We start from the raw sequence: 21,387 nt of genomic DNA, 5'->3' as shown, positions 1-21,387 counted from the left end.
GCATTTTTATCTTTTAAAATTAATCGATTATGCTTGATTTTAGACTTTGATATGGTTGTTACGAAGGACATTTCTTTAGCTCCATAGCATAAAGAAAATAGCTTGTTAACCACTGATAAAGTGCCGATGGGTAACAAGCTTATTGAAGAACAAACCTTGTGGGCGAGATTATTTATTGGCGAAATTCATTTGCCAGTTGGAGTAAGGGGTCTTTTGTACTTCGCATTTTGTTTAAAATGATTTGATCAAACTTATTAACTATTTTCTGCTGTTCAGAGGTCATATGCTGCATGAATAAATTAGTTGTCTCGTCAGGATCATTTTTTAGATCATAAAACTCATCGCGCCCTTTATTTTTAAAATCACGTAACAACTTAAATTGACCATCACTATACATTCTCATGCCGGTAATTGACTGGTGCTGCGTCGTATAAGCGGCATAATAGTCTGTGGAGAGAATAATATTTTCATCTAATAAGGCGGGGAAAAAATCTTTACCACGTATGATATTAGCTGAACTAGCTTTAGCTTGAGCTATACCTACTAAGGTTGGAAACCAGTCAAGGTTTGACATAGTTGAACGATTTTCTGAGTTAGCTTTAATTACGTTAGGCCAACGTACAATCGTAGGTACTTTTAAACTAGGATCGTATAAATTAGGTCGTTGTCCAGAAGGAATGTTTTCCGTTGCTTTAGTTTTATTATTTAATAACCAAAAGCCATTCCCTTTATGCCACATGCCATTGAATGCAATGTTATAACCGTGATCTGAGGTGAATACGACTAAGGTATTATCAGTCAAATCGAGTTGATCTAACGCTGCTAAAACCCTGCCGACATTGCGGTCGATACCTCGTACACTCGATAAATATTCACGCATTAATTTTTTAGCGCGCTTGGTATTTAAATCTGGATAATCTGGATGTGGTAATTTTATATCCATATTAAGATATGGTGCTTCGTCTTCAGGTGCAACCGGTAAAAATTTATAATGTGGCGCTCGGTAATGCAAGGATAAAGCAAAGCGTTTGTCTTTATGATTTTCTAAAAATTTCAATGCATGGTCGGTTAGAATATCTGTGGTTAAACCTTGAGTTTTTGTCTCAATGCCATTGATTTCTAAGAATGGATTCACTGGTGTTGTACCGCCACCAACAAAACCAACAAATTCGTCATAACCGTGATGCTTTGGGTGATGTTGTGGTTGATACCCTAAATGCCATTTACCGATCAAACCTGTCGTGTAGCCCGCTTTTTGCAAAACCTCAGGCCAAGTTTCTAGCTCTTGTGCAAGCCCTAAATCTGGTTGATGACCTGTTAAGGTTTTTGCTTTAGTATTAATCCAATCATCTAAGCCTAATTCATAACCGTATTGAGACGTTAATAAACCAGCTCTAGATGGGGTGCATACTGGCGTAGTTGAATAGGCATTTGGTAAAAACATTCCCTGTTTGGCTAATTTGTCAAGATTTGGGGTTAACGCTTGTTTATTTCCTGACCTGCCAAGCGCCCAAGGAGCTTGGTCATCGGTATAAATAAACAAAATATTAGGTGCTTTTATATTATGAATACTCGTTGGCTGCGATTCTTTGGGGCTAATTTGACCGCATCCGCTTACATAAATAAGCAAACTTACACTAGTTAAAAGCCTTAATAATTTATTTTTATTCATCATATATGTCATTAATTTATTCCTATCGACGCATTATTGGTGCGATTGCAAATAATAGCTGCATTAGAATTTCACTCATTTGGTATAACCAAACAAGCTTCAATCTGCTTTATTACCACTTAAAATAGCCTATTGCTGAAAATATAAAACAAAGATCAACAGACCCTAGATCGTATTGTTGAAAACTTCTACCCTCAAAAACAATGGGACTGATTACTTTCTTGGCCAGTAATCAAAGTTCCACGCATCCATAAATGAAGGCGTTCGTGAGGTTCTCATTAACTCAGTTGCTTTGTTGACAATTTCAGGGTACTTGCTGGCAACATTAGTTGTTTCCGCAGGATCCGTTTTTAAATTATAGAGCTCAATTGGCGGATTAAGCCGTTGACCTTTTTTGTAGTGGCGAACCGCTTTCCAATCACCATTAACATCATCTTTTATACGCACCGCTTGGGAGTGGAAACCATTAGCACGATGAAATTCCCAATATAAGCTGTCATGCTGCTTTTGCCCATCTTGGTTTAACAAAGTCGGTAAAAATGAAATACCATCGGTTTTGGTTTTAAGTTCAACATTAGTTAAATCAGCCAAGGTGGGTAATAGGTCCCAAAAAGCAGAAACATGCTCAGTTTTTTGTCCTGCAGCTACTTTCCCTGGCCAGTATGCAAGCGTTGGCATACGAATGCCGCCTTCGTATAAGTCGCGCTTGTAACCTCTGAACTTACCATTACTGTCGAAGAACTCCATATCAGCACCACCTTCGGCGCTTGGGCCGTTATCACTGGTGAAGATGATCAAGGTATTTTCATCAAGGTTAAGCTCTTTTAATAGCGCTTTAACTTGACCTACACCTTTATCAATATGGGTGATCATCGCTGCACGTGCTGCGCGAGGTCTTCGTTGAGCTAAATATTTTGAATGTACCCCGTAAGGTGTTTCTTCAAAGCTATATTCGTCAATTAAATCTTCTGGTGCTTGCAAGGCAGCATGAGGGCCAGCGTAAGCTAGGTATAAAAAGAAAGGTTTATCTTTGTTTTCTTTTATATATTTCAGCGCATCTTGAGTTAAGCGCTCTTGAGCAAAATCTTCTCGTAAAAATGCTTTGTAACTTTCAAGATCGTAAGGATCTGCACCTACAGGTAGCGCTGCATGCGCATCTAACCATTTATTATTTAATGAGAACCACTCTTCGTTTTTCCACAGGTGAGTTGGGTAATGGTTGTGGGCTTGTTTTTGATCTAGATAACCAAAAAAATAATCAAACCCTTGTTTATTCGGTGTGCCGTATGAGCCAGGGCCGCCTAGTCCCCATTTACCAATTAACGCGGTTTGATAACCCGCTTGTTTCATCACTGTTGCTAGGGTCGTTGTGCCAGGCTTTAATGGCAGTTGGCCATATTCTCTTTCATCAGAAAAGTCGCCTAATTCGTAGTTACCTCGAATCTGGTTATGGCCAGAATGTAAACCCGTCATTACTGCAGCGCGAGACGGTGCGCAAACAGGGTTACCGGCATAATGCTGGGTGAAAGTTAAACCTTGCTCAGCCATTTTTTGTAAATGAGGAGTACGAATCTTTTCCTGGCCATAGGGCTCAATATCACCAATACCTAGGTCATCAACAATAATGTAGATAACATTGGGCTTAGCTGAGTTGGCTTGTTCGACTTGGCGTGCTTTAGCTGAAGCACTTTCGGTTGATATCCTAGTTAGTGCGCAACTGGTTACTGCGGTAATGCAGGCTGTTGTAATTACGCAAGAAAGTAAAACTTTTTTTATGTTATTCAACACAGAGTTTCTCCGTCTGTTGTCGTTTTATAATCACGCTATCGCTAGCTTTGCTACCGATAGCGTGATTGCGCTTGGCTAAATTATTTTTTGGACTCTTTTAACAGTCGTATAGCAGTTAGTTCAGCAGTAAATTTAGCGTCGTATTTCGGGTTCTTTTGGGTTGGCACTGGCGCATTAACTTCTTTACGCCAAGTGTCTAACTCTTTAGCTAAGCTTGATACCACATTAGGTAAATATTCCACTAAGTTAACATGCTCACCTAAGTCATTTTCTAAGTCGTAAAGCTCGTATTTATTATCTTCAAAATAATGATGAAGTTTCCATTTACCTTTACGCATAGTGGTTCCAGGGCGGGTTCTAAAAAGCGGGTCTCGGCTTTGATCTGCTTTTGGATTGTAAGCATGTAAATAAATTGGGAAATGCCAAAATAGGCTGCGCTCTGCTAGCGGTTCTTGATTGAACCCTTTTTGTTCGAACCAAAGGTGAGTGATATCAACCCCATCTAATACTTGTTTACTGACATCAGCGCCAATAATTTGGGCTAAGCTTGGGTAAAAGTCTGCATTAATCACAGGTGTCGAATCGGTTTTGGCAACAATTTTCTGTGGCCAAGAAACTATTAATGGTACGCGCGTACCGCCTTCATAGTAGCTACCTTTACCACCCCGTAATGGATCTTGATAAGCGATTGAGCGAATACCACCGTTATCAGAGGTGAAAATAACCAAGGTATTATCTAATAATTTTTGCTCAGTTAAGCTACGCATAATGCGGCCAATGTTAATATCCATGAGTTCAACCATGGCGGCATAAGTCGCATGTCTGCTATTTCTAATACGTGGGTGGCTTAAGTATTTTTGTTTAACACTTTCAATGGCTTGAATGGGGGTATGAACAGTGTAATAAGGCACGTAAGCGAAAAATGGTTGTTCTTTGACTTCAGAAATCCAGGACAGTAATTCGCTGGTAATGCGATTGGGTAAGTATTCACCGCCAGGACCATCTGCTAAAAATGGCATATTGTAAGGACTAAAATACGACTTTGGATGACCTTTCATGTGGCCAGCAACGTTGTGGTCAAAACCTTGTGTTCTAGCATCTTCACCTAAGTGCCATTTACCAAAAGAGCCTGTGGTGTAACCAGCAGATTTAAACATTTCTGCCATGGTAATAATCTCATCAGCAAGAATATCTATGTTTGGCTCAGGAATAAGTTTTCTAGTTTTCTCATTACCACGGGCAGAAGGTGAAACGGTATAAACACCGTGGCGAGGTGAATATTGACCACTCATTAATACAGCTCGACTTGGCGCACAGTTAGCTGCACCTGCGTAAGCATTGGTAAAATTAATGCCTTTAGTCGCTAAAGCATCAATGTTAGGTGTTTGAAATACACCCGTATGATCGTTATAGCCAACATCAGTCCAACCAAGGTCATCAACGACTATCATTACGACATTTGGCTGTTGTATCTGTGCAAAAGAATAATGTGGTGCTAGTAACAAGGATGCTACTAAAAAATTTCGCCAGCAGAGTATAAACACTGCAGGTATGTTTTTTATTTTCATTTTTACTTTCTCAATTTATTGCTAAGTCTGCTCAGCACTAAACAACTTGGGTTTCAGTAAGATCAGCAATGACAAGCCCAAATTACTACCCCTAAGAAGTAATGAATTTTTATGGGTAGTAATTCTGCTGATTTGAGGCTCTTCTGTTTAGACGTTTATAAAATCTAATAAAGGAGTATTTGCTTGAGAATAAAACAATATTAGGGAAAGCAGTGGTTGCGGATGTGGATTCTGGCGAGGTGCTGTTTAACATTAAGTCAGCAGCTGATTATGGAGAATTCACAGCACAAAAAAATACCCCATTATGCGCCAAAGGTTGTATAAGAGGGCAAGAAAAATAATATCAAACACGCATGATTTAAAACTTATTTAACTATCATTAGGATGCATTTAACCATGAACTATATGGGAATTATTAAAAATTCGGTAAACAAACGAACTATGTTGCAATTGTTTGCCATTGGAGCTGCCCTGTTAAATATCGGCTGTACGACAACAGAGACCAAAGCCGCACACAAATCAGGTATTTACCTTGAACAGGAAGTTAAAATTACAAATGCGGCTTTATTCTTTGATGGCAAAAAGATGGGGAATGTTCGAAAAAGTCTCCGCCTCAAAAATGATGCCATAGGCAAGTATGATTACCAATACGGCTCGGCAATTGTCCCTCATGGCGATGCAATAAAAACTTATAAGCACTTTGTGTTTATGACTTGGTATCGCGGTGGTAAGTATGACAGACACATGATGTTATCTCGGTTAAATTTAAAAACTGGGGTATTAAAACATATTGAATTCCCGCACCAGCATACTGGATTGGTTGGTAGATGGTGGATAGGGGAGACCCATAATACGATTGCTGTCGGTATTAGCCCTAAAGATGAGTCGATACATTTGGTTTTCGACTTGCACGCGTATAGCCGTCATTCAGATACCGGCGGTAATGGTAGTTTTGCTAAAGATTATTTTCGTTATGCTTACAGCTTAGATGGTGCAGCTGCAGTTGCAGATAACGATTTTAATTTAAGTCTGTTTGTGAAAGATACCAGTGCCCACAGTGAAGGACCAAATGATTATAACCATCTTTCCTTAACCGGTGCTGAAGATCATGATGCCCACTCAAAACTGACTTACCCTAAGTTTTTCCTGAACGAACATGGCGATTTGTTTTTTTATATCCGTCAAGGTACCTCTCATGATGGTAAAGGCATCTTCACTTATTACAAAGGTCAAGGGCTTTGGCACGACTTTAAAAGTATTAACAAACTGAACGTTAAAGAAAATGGCCGAGAATTTAATTGGAGCAATTATGGCAACATGAAGTTTGCCAACGGTAAACTTGGTTTTGCTTTTCAGCGACGTTTAAACAATAAAACCGATAAATATCAGTACCAAAATGGTGTTTATTTTATGTATTCAGGTGATCCTCTAGGTCAATCTGACTGGCATAATTACAAAGGAGAGCCTATAGAATTACCTTTAATTGCCGCCGCACCTGCATTTGTAACCGAGCCAGGTGATTTAGTCGAGACAACTAGAAAAAATAGTGTGGTAATCACTGGCGGTTTTGATTGGACGATTACTGAACGCGGAGATACACATATTATTAGTCGAGTACGGGATACCGAAAACAAGGTCGACATATCACTACACCATTATAAACCGGCAGGCCAAAATGAATTTATTACAACCTCAAATTTTGTTGGGGCTAACAATATATATACTGCCAACGGCAATATTTACATTATTGGCCTAGAAAATGGCCAGCCTTATGTTGAACAAGCCGCAGGTGGCAGCAACGAATTTAAGCGGGTTTATCAAGGCGAAAAACAGGCTGCCGACTTTAACAAAGGCATAGTGCATATTGCAGATGAGAAACTTTATTATTACTTGCTTGCTGAAGGGCAGGGTGACAAGCGCACTACTTATTTGCAAGTGATTAACTTACTCGGCAAATAAATTATTAACTTCTAGGCCTCACACCAATTTTACCCTGTTTAACCGGTGAGAGGCTTACTTAACTTGAATCTCCCTGAAGGCTTTTTCATCAGCCCATACATTTTATTCACACTTTTTAACCCACTTTCAAATCAATTTTATCCTTGAAGATTTAGCTCTAATTCAGCTTCAACGCTTTCTACAATGTTTTAGCTGAGTTCAGGGTAATAACAATTTTTTACCTTTAGGGGTAGTAATGTAACTAGTTGTTCGCTCTTCTTAATAACAGACAAAACTTCCGATACCGGCGATATGCTCAGTTTACTTTTTTTAGAATGTCCCACTATACACTCAAGGCTTGGCATTCCTCGGAGTGAGGACACTATTGAATTTATCTTATTCGAAATTTAATAGAGGTAAGCAGGTGGCTTTGATAGCCGACTAGGTATGAACCTAGTCGCAATCGTCACTATATATAATTAAAGGGTTATAGAATGCAAAAATCACCATTAATAACAATAGCAATAATTCATGGTTTAACCGCTTGTGGCAGCGGCAGTAGCGAAGGGAATTCAGAGACTCCAGCAGCTAATAACCCTGCTATATTTTCAGGCGATTTAACTGCTAAATTGACTACTGAAACAAGCTCTATATCAGGAAAAGCAAATGTTTCAGATACTAATAGCGGGGAAGCGGCATTTCGTAAGCAAACCGCCATTGCGACTGCTTATGGCAGCTTCTCGGTTGACCAAGATGGTGCTTGGATCTTTGAAGTTAACAAAGCACAAAGTGACGTGGCTAAGCTGAGTTATGCATCAGAATCATTAACCGAAAATTTAACTTTAACTTCGGTTGATGGCAGCACAACAACATTGGCGATTAAAATTTCAGGTGTCGAAAATTATCCAGCAAGCTTTGCGGGTGATCTAACCGCACAAGTCAATTTAAGCCATGGTGATGCTGCTGGAAAAACGCAAGTGACAGATCCGGATGATGGCGAAGCGCTTTTTCAAACCTCAGCGAAAGCTCAATACGGAAGTTTTACCATCAACCAAGCCGGTGAGTGGAGTTACAGCTTAAACGAATCTCATAGCATGTTTTCGTCTTGGACGAGTAAACAAGATAGCACAAGCGATCTGATTACTTTGACCTCGGCTGACGGTAGCACCACCGAACTGATGATCACAATTAATGGCGTTGATAAACCAATCGACAATGATAATCCTGCTTTAATTTTCTTTAATGAAGAGCGACTAAAACTCTCTAAACAGGCTATTGCTGCCAATAACCAAACCTATGTGGATGCTTACCAAGAACTGATCAAACTAGCAGATAAAGAGCTAATCAAAGCAGTTGACCCTGTTACCAACAAGACGTTAATACCAGCAAGTGGTGATATTCATGATTACTATTCGATAGGCCCTTATTACTGGCCTAATCCTGATACAGCCGACGGTTTACCATGGGTTTATCGCGATGGTGAGTACAATAGCAAAACCAACAATGGCCCAGATGCTGATTATAAACGTCGTAGAGACATGCTGAATGCACTAGAAATATTGAACCTTGCCTTCTACTTTTCAGAGGACATGCTATACCTTGAAAAAGCCAAGGAGATTGTCAAAACCTGGTTTGTTGATGAAGCTACTAAAATGAACCCGAATGTAAATCACGGTAGTGCTATTCCTGGGAAATCAGATGGTAGCGGATTTGGTATTTTACAATGGAATAGTATCGGCAATGTTATTACATCAGTGCAACTGATTGATAAACATAATCCTTGGTCTGATTCAGACAGCCAAACTATGCAACAATGGTTTGAGGATTACTACGTTTGGTTAACTACAAGTGAGTTAGGCATTTTCGAAAGTACCCGTAGTAATAATCACGGCACAAACTATGACCATCAAGCACTCAGCCTACAAATTTACCTTGGCAAATTGGATGATGCGGAAGCACAAATCAATGTGACTAAAACGCGTATCGACTCTCAAGTTGCTGCTGACGGTAGCCTGCCTGAAGAATTAAAACGCTCAAAATCAGTTAATTACACAGTGAATAATTTGTGGGCTTTAACCCGTATTGCTGAATTAGGAGCTCGCCATACCAACAATGACTTATGGGACTATACCAACACAGACGGTGTCAGTTTAAAAACGGTTTTCGATTTTGTGATCCCTTATTTTGACAACCCTGAGGCTTGGACATGGAAACAAATTACTGGTGGTGGCGTTGAACCATCATTACAAAATTTAGCATTGCCTATGTTTACAAAGGCTGAGCTAATACTGGGAAAAGATATTTTGTCAGGAAATTTAGATGGTAAAGATAAATTCACTGCTACTGAAATATTGACCTATGCCCCTTAGTTTTTAACTTGGGCATGGCATAAGGCAAATGCCCAAGTTTTTATCCCAGGGGTGTTTTATCCTATCAGCCGACAAAAAGAGTAAAACTTAAGACAATATACACACTATAACCTATTAGCAACAGAGCGCTTTCAGCTCGGTTTACACGGCGCCCACTCAGCAAAAACAACAGCTGCAGTATCGCAGAGCCTACCATCACCCATTGATCAAATTGCAATATTCTTTGATTTACTGCAATGCCAACGCAGAGAAAAAGTAAGTCCAACATAGTTTGATAGCGCCTGATTGATGAGCTTAGCGTTGGCTGAAGCACATTTGTTTGGATTAATTCCGTTTGAGGGGTATCAATATTTTGATTTGCGCGCTTATTAATAAGGATGGGTTTGTTTGTTGCGCAAATATAAAAATATTGTTGCATCAATAGCTGGCCTGAAAAATATAATTATATAAATCAAAGGGGAAAGTTATGGACATAGGGCCTAGGTTCTATCATTCGAGGAATGCGCTTAAAAAATTGTTGGTACCCGTCGGGTTAATGCTGTTTGCTGCCAACTGTTTTGCAACAGCGAAGCTTGAATTAGAAATTGAAGTGAGCGATCAAGCTTTATATTTTGATGGTGAGAAAAAGTCAGTTACGCAGGCTAGAAATGAACCTTATATCGAAGGGCAGAAATATAATTACGCCTACGGACGTTCAATTGTACCGCATGGTGATGCGATAAAGGCATATAAAGACTACATTTTTATGACTTGGTATCGAGGTGGTATTTTAGACCGCCATATGATGTTAACGCGCTACAACACCAAAACTGGCGCAAAAGTTGACATTGAATTTCCACACCAACACACGGGTTTTGAAGGCCGATGGTGGGTAGGGGAAACGCACAATACTATCGCTGTTGGTATTAGCCCGAAAGACGAAACCATTCACTTATTGTTTGATATGCACGCATATAGCCCAGGGAAAGACACTGGCGGTAATGGTAGTTTCAAACACGATTATTTCCGTTATGCCTATAGCCTGCCTGGTGCAGCAAGCGTCGAGGACGATAAATTCACCCTTGCACAGTTTGTCAAAGATACAGGTGCAAATAGCGAAGGTCCTAACGATTACAATCACGTCACTATGACAGGCGTTGAAAATGTCTCAGCGTTTCAACAGCTGACTTATCCGGGCTTTTTTTTGAATGACCAAAACGATTTATTAATGCACATGCGTCAAGGCACATCACATGATGGTGGAATTGTCTTTAACAGATACCTTCCAGAGCAATCTAAATGGACTAACTTTCAGCGTTTTAACGTATTAAAGGCGCAAAGCAAAGGTGAAATAGACGACTGGAGCATTTATGGCCACATGAAATACCAAGATGGCAAAATACGAATTGGTTTTCAACGACGCTTAAATCGCCCTGACAAATTTTATGCAAACGAAGGTATGCATTACGCTTATTCAGACGACCCTACAGGTGCGACCGAATGGAAAAACTACAAAGGTGAATTAATTACCATGCCTTTGGTTAAAGCGGATGAAGTACTCGTGTTTGATCAAAGTACATTAATGCCAGAAGCAACTGGTCGTGATCAAGTGAGTATTACTGGAGGTTTCGACTTTGCTGTGACTGACAAGGGTGATGTTCACATGATTGGCCGAGCAAGTGAAAGAGTTAATGGTAAAAATATTCGGACAATTTATTCACATCACTATCAAAAAGACGGAGTCGGGGAGTTTGTTACATCCACAGATTTTCCTAGTGCTTCTGAAATTTATGCTGCTGGCGACAATATATACATAATTGGTCTTGATAACGGCAGACCTTTTGTTCAGCAGGCTTTAGGTGGCACCAACAATTTTACTAAGGTTTATGAAGCGCCGGTGCAAAGTAAAACTTTTGAGAAAGGCGTTGTGTATATCTACGACGGCAAAGTGTATTACTACTTATTGGAGGGTGGCTCGGGCGATACCCGCACAACTCATTTACAAGTCATCGACCTAGATATTCAACCTTCAAGCCCAGAAGGTTTTAGTTATGCTGCAAAGCAAGGTGAAACAGTACAAGTAACAGGCACTATGGATATTGCTTTTGGTGCGAACGAAAATTTCACTTACTTAACCAATCAGACGCAAAATGTCACTTGTGATGCGGCGAGCTTTTCAGTTGCACCACCAGACTCGAAATTTGCTTGTTTTACAGTAGACGTGACCCCGAGTATCGCTTTTACTGGTGATAGCTTAACCCTGTTAGAAGGCTATGAAACAATCGCAATAAAAGTGGATGCAAACACGCCAGTCGCTAATCGCAATATTACGGTTGACCTGTACATTAATGAAATTAAAGTCAGTTCTGATGCTGCTGTCGCACATGAATGGACTCAAACCAGTCCTGAATTGCAAAACCTTGCGCCGGGTTCATATAGTTTAAAAGCTGTCGTGACCGATGATACAGGGCTTAGCGTACAAACAACTAGCAACTTAACAATAAAAGCAAAACCTACGCCAGCCATTTCGTTTGCCAATGAAACTTTGGCATTGGAAAAAGGTTATGAAACTATTTTGGTGAAAGTTAACCCTCAAATATCATCCGATACCGCGTCAATCGCTCAAGTTTCTTTAGTGCTAAACAACAAGATCATTAGCACAGACTCTGAAGCACCATATCAGTGGGATCTGACGACGGAAGAATTGGGTAGTCTTTCAATCGGCACTCATACCTTGATAGCAGCGCTAACCGATAGCAATGGGACTACTTCAGAGGCTAGTATGACAGTAACTGTTAGTGCTAAACCAACACCAACTCCAACACAAGATAAAGAGAGTGAAGGTGGTGGCTCGTTTGGTTTCATTTCTTTATTAGCTCTAATAGCCTTAGCTGGCCGACGTAAAGTAATCAAATAAATCTTTTAATACCTAATCCAAGCCAACACTTTGTTATGTAGCAATGTGTTGGCTTTTTTATTCAACAAACTCTAGAAACTAAAGCTATTTATATTGATTTAGCTCTAATATAGGAATGACACAAATTCTATGCATATAATAATATCCCTAGCCTTGTTATTTATTGGGGCCAGTTTTCAATCACTCGCGGTCAACTGACAAGCAGATTGGATTTGGAGTAATACAAGAGCCAGTATCTCCAATTCTTGGGTGGCGTTTCGCAAAGAAGTTACAATTGATAACCTCGACCAACAAGCCAAAGCTTATATTAGTGCCGACACTAAATACTAGTTGTGGATTAACGGTGAAATGGTGGTGTTTGAAGGGGGCTTCACTGGCGGCCCAAGCCCAGTTACACCGTCACCACGCATTGATAACTACGTGATTGCTTCAAATAAGTACTACGACACTATCGACATCAGTCAATATCTAAAAAAGGGCAAAAACACCATTGCTCAATTGATGGGTTTGGTTAAACTTTTAGAGTCGAAAAAATAAACCCCAGCTGACATGCTGGGGTTTTTTTATAACCTGCGCGACCAAGCCGCGCGAGGTTAGGTTTGCAGGGTATTGGTGAAGTTATTTTTCAACAATATCAGCGTTAAGAATAGTACCTAGGGTTTTCATACCACTTTGTAAAACTTCATCTTGAGTAATAGCATCTTCACCCGCTTCAAGGCTATCAAAGTTTTCAGAAGCTACTTCTGAGCCATCTGCGGCTTTAACAACCACGTTATCAAAGTCACAAACGCTGGCTGGGTCATTTAACTTAAAACCACACTTAAAGGCAATTCTATGCACACCATCTGCGATATCGGCAAGAGCGGTACTGTTCGATTCAAAAGAGCCGTCAGCAGCAAGAGTGAAGTTAGGAATTTCAGTCACCAACTGACCGTCGAGCTTCATGATCACCGTTGGAGTACCATCACCAGTCGCATCCCAAGATAGTTCGATAGGGAACCACTCGTCCATAGGGTATCGGATGACAGGGATATAGCCTGGTTTATCAGTGGTTCCTCTTACTTTAAAGGCCTTAAACTTATTGAACTCAAAATCGACCAGAGCGGTTCCCTGGCTACCACTTGTGGCACCAAATAGGCTTGCGTAACCTGCTTGTGCAGTTGTAGACATTCGAACATCAAAACTAACACTACCTTTTTCTTGTTTCGGAAATTGAAGGGTAGTGCCACCATAGTTGCTATCGTCATTAGAAAGACGCAAGAACTTGTCGGTTGCAGGGAATTCAACACCCACAGTTTTAGTGTTGGTTAGACCAGCATTTACATAGTCAGGCGTAAACTCAACGCCTTCTGCTATGCCATCCGCATCGAAGTGTTCACTAAAGACTTCTGTGGTACCCGCAACATCTGAATAAACGATGAAATCGTCTAGATCGACAGGTAAATCATCTTTAGTCCAGACAGCAAAGAATTTAGGTCCTTTATCTAACATAGATACATCAGCTGTTGAGAATGACGGAAATTCACCATTAACAATGCTAGAGCCGCTTGCTGATTCAGTGCCTGTGACTGGCTTGCCATTAAGTTTTAACGTGAGCAAAGGTTTGTCGCCGTTTGCCGCTAACGCGTCAGCAGAACTGTCCCAAGTCAATTCAAACTTCAATAACTCACCCATAGTTAAAGGTTGATCAAGCTTGACTGAATTACCTGTGGTGCTGGTGCCTGTACCATCAAGAATAAAGATTGAGTTTGATCTAGGTTGTAGAGCCATAGATAGTAGGTGAACTCTGACGTCACCTCCTTGCCATTCTGAACCGTGGAACTGTATTTTTACATCTTTGGTATTGCTTTCAGGTACTCTTACAGTAAAGCTTGCCTTACCTACAGCCTCGGTTGGGCCTGGTATTTTCATCACCCAAACTTTGGTCCCTGTGCTGTCACCAGCAATTTGCGCACCATAGTTTACACCTTCAATTGAGGTAATAGACACCGGCAAGGTTACTTCAGTACCATCTTCGGCTTTAACTGTCACTTGCTCAGTAAATGGTAAAGCTAATGTACCAGCGTTAATCAGTGCTACTGAGTCATTGCTTAACGTGTAACTCCAGCTACCCGCAGCATCAATTGTGAATGAACCGTAAGTAGTGGTTAAAGTGTCAGGCATAAAGGCTGCTTGCCACGAGTTAGTGTCAGAAACTGTTAAGCTACCAGTAATTGTTAGAAAGTTAACATTCACTGCTGAGGATGAAACACCATCTTCAACCATAGGTAAACCATCAACAACAGCAGGCACCAATTGTGCGCCTTCAAGAGTTAAATTTACCGTTGCTAACGTGCCATCTATGGTTTCAAACGTTAATACGTCTGTTGCTGTTGGCAGTGGATCAACTGCATCTTTTGATAAAAGTGCTTTAACGGCATCTTTGCTGTAGTCGATGTTATACGACCAAGCGCCAGCTGCATCTATTGTTACATGGCCTAAAGCCGTTTCCACATTATCTAAAGGCTTAAAGGTTTCTTCCATATAGTTAGGATCGGTCACAGCAATGGAGCTTGCTAAGCTGCCAGTATTAGCACTAACCATGGCTGAGAATGTGCCATCTTCATTGGTGGTTAAGGTTTTATCTGCAACAAAAGTTGCCGCTACTGGATCTGCACCTGAGATAAATACACTGACCATTTGTTCAGTCCCATCCAGTGACGTGATGGTAAAGCTGTCGGTTAACGATTGGCTAGAATCGGTTAACGCCATTACATCTGCGTTCATTTCATCTAGGTCATAAGTCCAGTTACCTGTAGTCGGGTCAAAGGTTGCTGCACCGTACATAACTTGAGGCGTCGTTGTTTGGGTTAGGTTAAACGAGGCTTCTTCTGGGTTTGCATCTTTAACGATAACTGTGCCAGCTGTATCGCCTTTACCTGTATCGCGTGAAACCGCTCGTTCAAGCGAACCACTAAAGGTTGCAGGTTCGTCGATACCACGAATAATGACGGTGAATTGTTTTTCGGTGCCATCTGCAGTGGTAACCGTAAATGTTTCAACCAAATCAGGTAAACCTGCTTTAGTTAATGCAGTCACATCTGGGTGCTGTGGTGTGGCAGAAAATTCTTTTGGGTTATCCCATAGGGTATAAGTCCAAGTTCCGTTTGCACTAAATGTAAACTCACCGTATGTGCCAACGGCTTCTAGCGGTTTAAACAGCGATTCACCTGGACTTGCGTCGGTAATAACCACTTGACCTGTTGGGTTGCCAGTTTCTGCGTGTTTGGTGGCGATAGCAGAAAATTCACCAACAAATTCAGGTACAGTGTCGGGATTTGGTGTAAAGCCAATTGTTTCGTCGTTACTATTGTCTCCACAAGCGGTTAGCGCTGCGACAATGGATAAAGTTAATAATTTACGTTTCATTGATTTACCTTTAATTCTATTTTAATCCAGCGCTTTATTAGTCTTTAACAACCAACACGTCTTCAGTTGTATAACTGCTGTATGGTTTGTTTGTGCCCACAGTAATTTCTTTAACTACATCTCCAGGTACGTTGTTGGCGAACTTTTCATTCAACAAAGCTTTGGTGTCTGCATCGGTTTTTGGAATTGCATTGATGTCTGTGTAGTATTGAATATCATCAACTAAAAAGTCGCCTACACCACCAGTGTCGTTGTCGCCACTCTTCTTAATATAAAACGCAAGTTGATTCAGGCATTGATTGACGGTAAAACCACCAATATTTTGTGCTGTCACCTTTTGAGTTGGGTCGGTTGGAATGGCTGGATGATCTGAGGTTAAGCGCTCGCCATCTAACCACATTTCAAGCAAAGCTTTTGTCGTCTTGCCCGCGCCTTCCCAAGTCAAAGTAAATTCTGACCACTCACCAGGGACAAAACCTTGGTCGAAAACTACTTTATTATCGGTGCCTGTCATTGACGATGGAATGCCGCGATCATCGTGATCAAAGCCTGGTTTGAGTTCACCTGACCACATTTCAAATTGACCATCAGGTTTAATATAAAAAGAAGCAAGCCTTCTGTTCTCTGCGCTTGGATGCCAGTTGCTATTACAGCTCATACTAATAATGGCTGGCTTGGTAAGGTCTTCTGATATTCTGGCTTTAAACACCAATTTCCCTTCGGCAGCAGCAGCGGCAGATACTCCAGCAACATCCATATCGATGCGGAAACTAACATGGCCTTGATTCGCATTAGGATCTGTGGAAACAGGGTCTGGATTCACTATACGAGCGACAAAATTTGGTACCGCACCATAAATGTTTATATCCATGGTAGTCGCTGTACCATCAATCGTGGTGAAAGTGACAGTGTCTGTTACTGGTGTGCTGTCTGGCTCAGGTAACATATCTTTAAGTGTTTGGGTATCATCTTCTGGGTTTTTGGCATTTCTATTTACCTTAAACTCCCAAGCACCTTGTTCCGAGATAAATAGCGAGCCAAAACCTTTATCTGATAAAATGCCGACTGCTTTGCCTATATCGTCAAATGTGGTTGGGGAAAGTTCAGCTGAGGTTGGATCAAAAGTCGCATTTGCGACTAATTTTGATTGGCCAAAATTTGGATCGTATGCCGTTACACTCCCAAATGCAGAGGTTTCACGAATAGATGCATTGGCAATCAACGCACCTCTAACCTCGGCTGGCAGAGTTGGGTCAACCCCTTTAATAATAAAGTTGATGGTTTTTGTGGTGCCATCTAAGGTAGTAATAGTCAAGCTATCTGTGAGTGTCGCATCAGCAACATCAAGAATCTCTGCCACCTTTGGGTTAGTTTCATCTAAATCATATCTCCATGTGGCATAACCTGATTGAAGGGGCGATAGAGTAAATGTGCCATACATGGCTTCTGGGGTGAGTTCATAGTTAGGTTCGGCTTCACCATAGTTAACATCGTTGACAACTAATGTACCTGATGCTTGACCATGACCTGTGGTGAGCTCAACATCAAAACCAGCACCTTCGGTACCAGAAAAACCGACTTCTGTTTTAAAGGCATTATCAAAGGTTGCTTGCACCTTTAAGTCATCTAGATTGTCTAAATCACATCCAGTCAGTGCGGCCATAATAGATATGGCCAAAAATTGTTTTTTCATTGGATTATTCCTATAAATACTGTTCTTATATTGCTAAATTTTTTAACTTATTGTTTTGCAATATAAATTAATCTTTAAGCGCTACTTTGTTAAAAGCTATAGCTAAGGCCGAGCGAGACAATACGTCCTTGATAACGAATACGGCTAATTGCCTTATCGTTACCGGCTATGTATTCGTATTCTTCTCGGTTGTTTACATTCATTGCTTTAAGGTTCAGCGTTAGACCTTTTAGACTTTTACGAAATTTGTACCTAGCTGAAAGATCGATACGACCACCTGCGGTTTGGGTGCGCGCTTCAGTACCTAAGAAGGTGCCTGATTCTTGGCCTGTACTCAGGAGTTTTTCATCTTGCCAGTTGTATACAAGTTGAATGCTGGCGCCGTTATTTTCCCAGTAGCCAATCAGGTTCGATGTATAAGGAGCGATTCGGGTCATCGCTCTACCAGCACCTTCATCTACATCGATTTTGCTGAAGTTAAGCTTGCCACCAAAACCGTTCCAAGGGTAAGGTAAAAAGTCGAGCTTCTGCTGCATTGAAAACTCATAACCAAATACTTTTACTGGAATATCACTGTTGTAGGTTTGTTTAATTTTTACAATTCGGTTGCTGTAAATTTCGCCTTCATCCGTTACGAATTCACCAACTTCTTTACAGTTTGAGCCCTCAATAGCGACTTCACCTACCCCCCAAAAGGCAGCGGTTTCAGGATCACCGACTGGACAAATTGTGTCGGTTACGATTTGCCCTTCAATTTCTTTGTAGAAGAAGCCACCAGAAATAGATGAGCCATCACGGTTGTACCAAGCTAATGAAAGGTCGAAGTTATTCGAGGTATAAGGTAATACTTCAGCTTTAGAATTTTCTAAAGTCACTCGGTTTTCGTCGTAGGTGTATATCGGGCTTGGCGATTGTGCGAGTAGGTTTGGACGAACTAAAGCTTGTGAATAAGCTGTACGCAGCACCACATCGTCATGCACATCAATGGCTAAGTTGAGTGATGGTAGAGTGTGCTCGTAGTTGTTTTCGGTTAATACAGCAATTTCGTTACCGTCAACGTTAAAACCTGAACCTATTACATCATTAGACGTAGAAACGTAACGAAGACCTGCATTACCTGTATAAGTAAAACCAGCAAGTTCACCTTCAAATTTACCCATTAAGTAGGCTGCATTGATTGCTTGGTCTGCATAAAAGTTTTGGCGGAATTGCTGATTCACGATAGAAGTTGAGCCCTCAATAGAGATCAAACGTTCAGCAAAACCCGTTTCTGGATTGATACGCAAATTAGGGTCAAGATTACCGTCTTTGTCATAAAGCACCATATCGGTTTGTACTATTTGCTTCATGTTTTGTGAATTAATCACTAACCAACCGTTGTCAATGCCTGATCGGAAGTGCTTAGGATAGTCACCATTAAAATATTCGTTTTGACGGTCAGATGTTAAGCCGTTTTGGAAGAAGTCGGTACTTTGAACTAGACCCATGTTGATACCACCTCCACCTATGGTTCTATCGTAAGCTTCTAAAGTTTCACGAGAGTGGCGGCTACCAAATTTAACACTGGTTAATCTAAAGGCATCACTACCTATGTCGGTATAACGTTCAAAATTAATTTCAGCTGATTTCATTTCGCGTGTAGGGCGTTGCACTCGACCGAATGTATAAAAATCTACTGATTTTCCGCCAACTTTACTCTGTAGGTTCAATATTTCTGCGGCAATATTCTCTTCGGTCGGCTCTTTGCTCGCGTTCTGCAATGCCTCAATTGCTTTGTTGTAGAAATAATCTTCTGGGTAATCAGCGAGGTTAGCTGGATTAATTTTTGGATCTAGTTTACTACCATTAAAGTTGACCCGAGTTGTTTGCCAGCCATTGGCAAAACGCTGCCAAGACTTGTCGCCTAAGTCATACATCAGCTCACCTGTAACAGGATCAATTTGTTGAAATACGTTGTTTACATCTGAGAAGTTATAATTTTCAAGCCCTGTGATGGTAGCAGACGCATTTTTTAAATCACCTTCACCTGTCTTAACCTCGGCATTAAGCCCCGTAGGTGCATAATTGGGTTTATATGGAAGGCCATCTAAGTCAGTGTATGTTCGGTGACTGCTATTGGTTAAACGAAAATCAAAACCGCTTTGAACGTTTTCGCTCACTGAGTTTGATCTGGTGGCTGTGGCATCAATTACCCAATCGTCTGTCGCATAATTAGCATAGATGAAAACACCTTTCGCTTCCTGCTCTGACGAGGTTAGGCGGTTAACAGGTCTATAGTTAACATTAGTTAACTTTGTATGAGTGACCGCATATTGAGGGATTTTTGCTAAAGTAGGGTCATCTATGCCAGGTCTATAATCTGGGTTATCAATGCTATCTAAACGAATAGGGGTGCTTAGCGGTGTAATTCGCTGAGTATCATTGTTGCCACTGGTATCAACCTGAAACTGTGCATCTTCCATATTACTTTCGTCCATCTTCTTCAAGGTATAGAGGAAATTGGCACCTAGTTTTAATGAATCTGTTGGTTTCCACTCAATGTTAGCAGTTGCCGAAACGCGATTACCTCGATTATGCACGCTAACCTGATGAGCTTTACCAATGGCTTTTATAACAGATAGTGGATCGTTAATACCATGTTGGGTTTTATAGGCGTTTAAATCATCACGACTGATAAAATTACTATCAACAGTTAAATTGTTCTCAACTGAGTTTAACGGCACATATTCAGTGAAGTTTGCGGTGTCACTACGGAAGTTTTGTTCAGAGCCAGCTACTTTAAACGCCACGGCCAATTTATTTTTAATAATATGTTTGGACGCAGATAATTTAATCGTTTTATTCCAATCATCCGTCAGTTCTTCCCAGCGACCACCTAAACCTATTGAGTATTTACCATCTCTAGAGCCGAGTGCTCGTTGTAGTTTTTTGTTTACGACACCGGCCATTCCACCTTCTTGCAAATCTGCAGTTGGCGCTTTAATTACGGTTACACCGTCAAATGTGCTTGCTTCAAACGCACCAAATGGGTTCGATTCACCCACTGCACCTCGAGATAAACTCGGTACAGCAAAAGATTGACCTTCTGCCATGGTTTTTGCGAAACCGCCTGGTAAACCTCGCAGGGTAATTTCTGAGTTACGGCCTGAGTCGTCAGTATTAAGCTGCACACCAGGGATGGCTTGCATGGCTTCACCTAAATCAAGAGCAGGTAGCGCATCCATGTCTTTTGCTGAAATGGCATCAACAATAGATAAAGCACCGCGTTTTTCTCTTAAGGCTGATTCTAATGAACCTCGAACTCCGCTGACTTCGATAACTTCAACATCATTATTTGCTTGTTTATTGGCATTTATTACTGAGCTAACTTCTGCTGCTAATACTGATGGCGTGAAAAGCGACATCAACACACTAGCCGATCCCCCGATTAATAGTGCTTTGCCAACACTATGTTGTTTCGGGTATGTTTTGGTCTCTTTCATTTCAAACTTTTCCCCATATTTGGATTTTTTAGTTATTTTTATGAGCTGGTCGTCCAACTACATATTGAAAGCCTATGCTTCAATATCCAAAGCAATGAAGTTAGAAAACTACTACCCCCCTTTTTGATAAAATGTGATAAAAAATGAAATTTTTTGTTTGAATTTGGTTTTTTGTGGTTTGTGATGGTCAACAGAGTGCTTAGCGCCTATGGTAGCGTTAAGTCATTTGATCAAGTGGCATAGCCAGAACAGCAATGATTTGTTGGGGTGTAGGGTCAATACTGAGCTGATGTTAAGAGGTAAAATGATCACTATAAATGGACCATTGTCTAAATTTTAACTTACGCACCGCAATATAAGTTTTGGTAAGAGGTGTTAAAACATGCCTATCGTGCTAGGGCTATAGTTACTCGACGACCACCTAAGTTGGTTATGATTACTTAGGTTGAATAAATAATATTTTCGTATATATTTACTTTATGATTCAATCTGCTTGTATGTGAGTTATTTTGGCTCAATTAAGCATGTTTATCCCTTCTGTTTATAACAACCGGAAACAATTTAAATGCAAAA

At 40.7% G+C, this 21,387-nt stretch carries 12 protein-coding genes; 5 read left to right on the top strand and 7 right to left on the bottom strand.

The window, feature by feature from the left end; genetic code table 11:
* Positions 1-172 precede the first annotated feature (172 nt).
* From XM47_RS00195 to XM47_RS00185, 3 genes are all read right to left on the bottom strand, one after another.
* Positions 173-1,684, bottom strand: a complete 1,512-nt coding sequence (locus tag XM47_RS00195; RefSeq protein WP_245623389.1) for a sulfatase family protein — start codon at positions 1,682-1,684, stop codon at positions 173-175.
* 201 nt (positions 1,685-1,885) lie between these two features.
* Positions 1,886-3,460, bottom strand: coding sequence for an arylsulfatase (locus tag XM47_RS00190; protein WP_412731117.1), 1,575 nt, complete (start codon positions 3,458-3,460; stop codon positions 1,886-1,888).
* An 80-nt stretch (positions 3,461-3,540) separates the two neighbouring features.
* A complete protein-coding gene (locus XM47_RS00185) occupies positions 3,541-5,028 on the bottom strand; it encodes a sulfatase (RefSeq protein ID WP_245623388.1) in 1,488 nt (495 codons plus the stop codon).
* Between the two features lie 179 nt (positions 5,029-5,207).
* On the opposite strand from XM47_RS00185, the gene XM47_RS19070 reads away from it, so the two are divergent.
* The 3 genes from XM47_RS19070 to XM47_RS00175 all read left to right on the top strand — a co-directional run bounded on the left by XM47_RS19070 (position 5,208) and on the right by XM47_RS00175 (position 9,335).
* On the top strand, positions 5,208-5,369 hold the full coding sequence (locus tag XM47_RS19070; protein WP_154665740.1) for a hypothetical protein: 162 nt from the start codon (positions 5,208-5,210) through the stop codon (positions 5,367-5,369).
* A gap of 55 nt (positions 5,370-5,424) precedes the next feature.
* Entirely contained in the window at positions 5,425-6,987 is a 1,563-nt protein-coding gene (locus tag XM47_RS00180) for a BNR-4 repeat-containing protein (protein WP_053084479.1), read from the top strand.
* 473 nt (positions 6,988-7,460) lie between these two features.
* Positions 7,461-9,335: an alginate lyase family protein gene (locus tag XM47_RS00175; RefSeq protein WP_048687981.1), complete on the top strand. Its 1,875-nt coding sequence runs from the start codon at positions 7,461-7,463 to the stop codon at positions 9,333-9,335.
* Between the two features lie 64 nt (positions 9,336-9,399).
* Here XM47_RS00175 and XM47_RS00170 read toward each other — a convergent pair whose 3' ends face one another.
* Positions 9,400-9,753, bottom strand: coding sequence for a hypothetical protein (locus tag XM47_RS00170; RefSeq protein ID WP_048687980.1), 354 nt, complete (start codon positions 9,751-9,753; stop codon positions 9,400-9,402).
* 48 nt (positions 9,754-9,801) lie between these two features.
* Between XM47_RS00170 and XM47_RS00165 the strand changes: the two genes are divergently transcribed.
* Together XM47_RS00165 and XM47_RS19220 are read left to right on the top strand one after the other, a co-directional pair.
* The gene (locus XM47_RS00165) at positions 9,802-12,231 is read left to right on the top strand and encodes a BNR-4 repeat-containing protein (protein ID WP_078061815.1); all 2,430 of its coding nucleotides are present in this window, start codon (positions 9,802-9,804) and stop codon (positions 12,229-12,231) included.
* A 354-nt stretch (positions 12,232-12,585) separates the two neighbouring features.
* Positions 12,586-12,768: a hypothetical protein gene (locus tag XM47_RS19220; protein WP_216595964.1), complete on the top strand. Its 183-nt coding sequence runs from the start codon at positions 12,586-12,588 to the stop codon at positions 12,766-12,768.
* An 81-nt stretch (positions 12,769-12,849) separates the two neighbouring features.
* Here the strand turns inward: XM47_RS19220 and XM47_RS00155 are convergent, their stop codons facing one another.
* From XM47_RS00155 to XM47_RS00145, 3 genes are all read right to left on the bottom strand, one after another.
* Positions 12,850-15,639 carry a VCBS domain-containing protein gene (locus XM47_RS00155; protein ID WP_048687972.1) on the bottom strand — a complete coding sequence of 930 codons (2,790 nt, stop codon included), beginning with the start codon at positions 15,637-15,639 and terminating at the stop codon, positions 12,850-12,852.
* A 37-nt stretch (positions 15,640-15,676) separates the two neighbouring features.
* Complete coding sequence (locus XM47_RS00150) at positions 15,677-17,332, bottom strand: VCBS domain-containing protein (RefSeq protein WP_048687970.1); 1,656 nt, start codon at positions 17,330-17,332, stop codon at positions 15,677-15,679.
* Positions 17,333-17,421: 89 nt separating this feature from the next.
* A complete protein-coding gene (locus XM47_RS00145; RefSeq protein ID WP_048689103.1) occupies positions 17,422-20,814 on the bottom strand; it encodes a TonB-dependent receptor domain-containing protein in 3,393 nt (1,130 codons plus the stop codon).
* Positions 20,815-21,387 lie beyond the last annotated feature (573 nt).

The organism is Catenovulum maritimum, from assembly GCF_001050375.1.
Taxonomy (GTDB): Bacteria; Pseudomonadota; Gammaproteobacteria; order Enterobacterales; family Alteromonadaceae; genus Catenovulum; species Catenovulum maritimum.
Note: the sequence above shows the minus strand (reverse complement) of the source record. Positions and strands in the feature narration are given on the sequence as shown.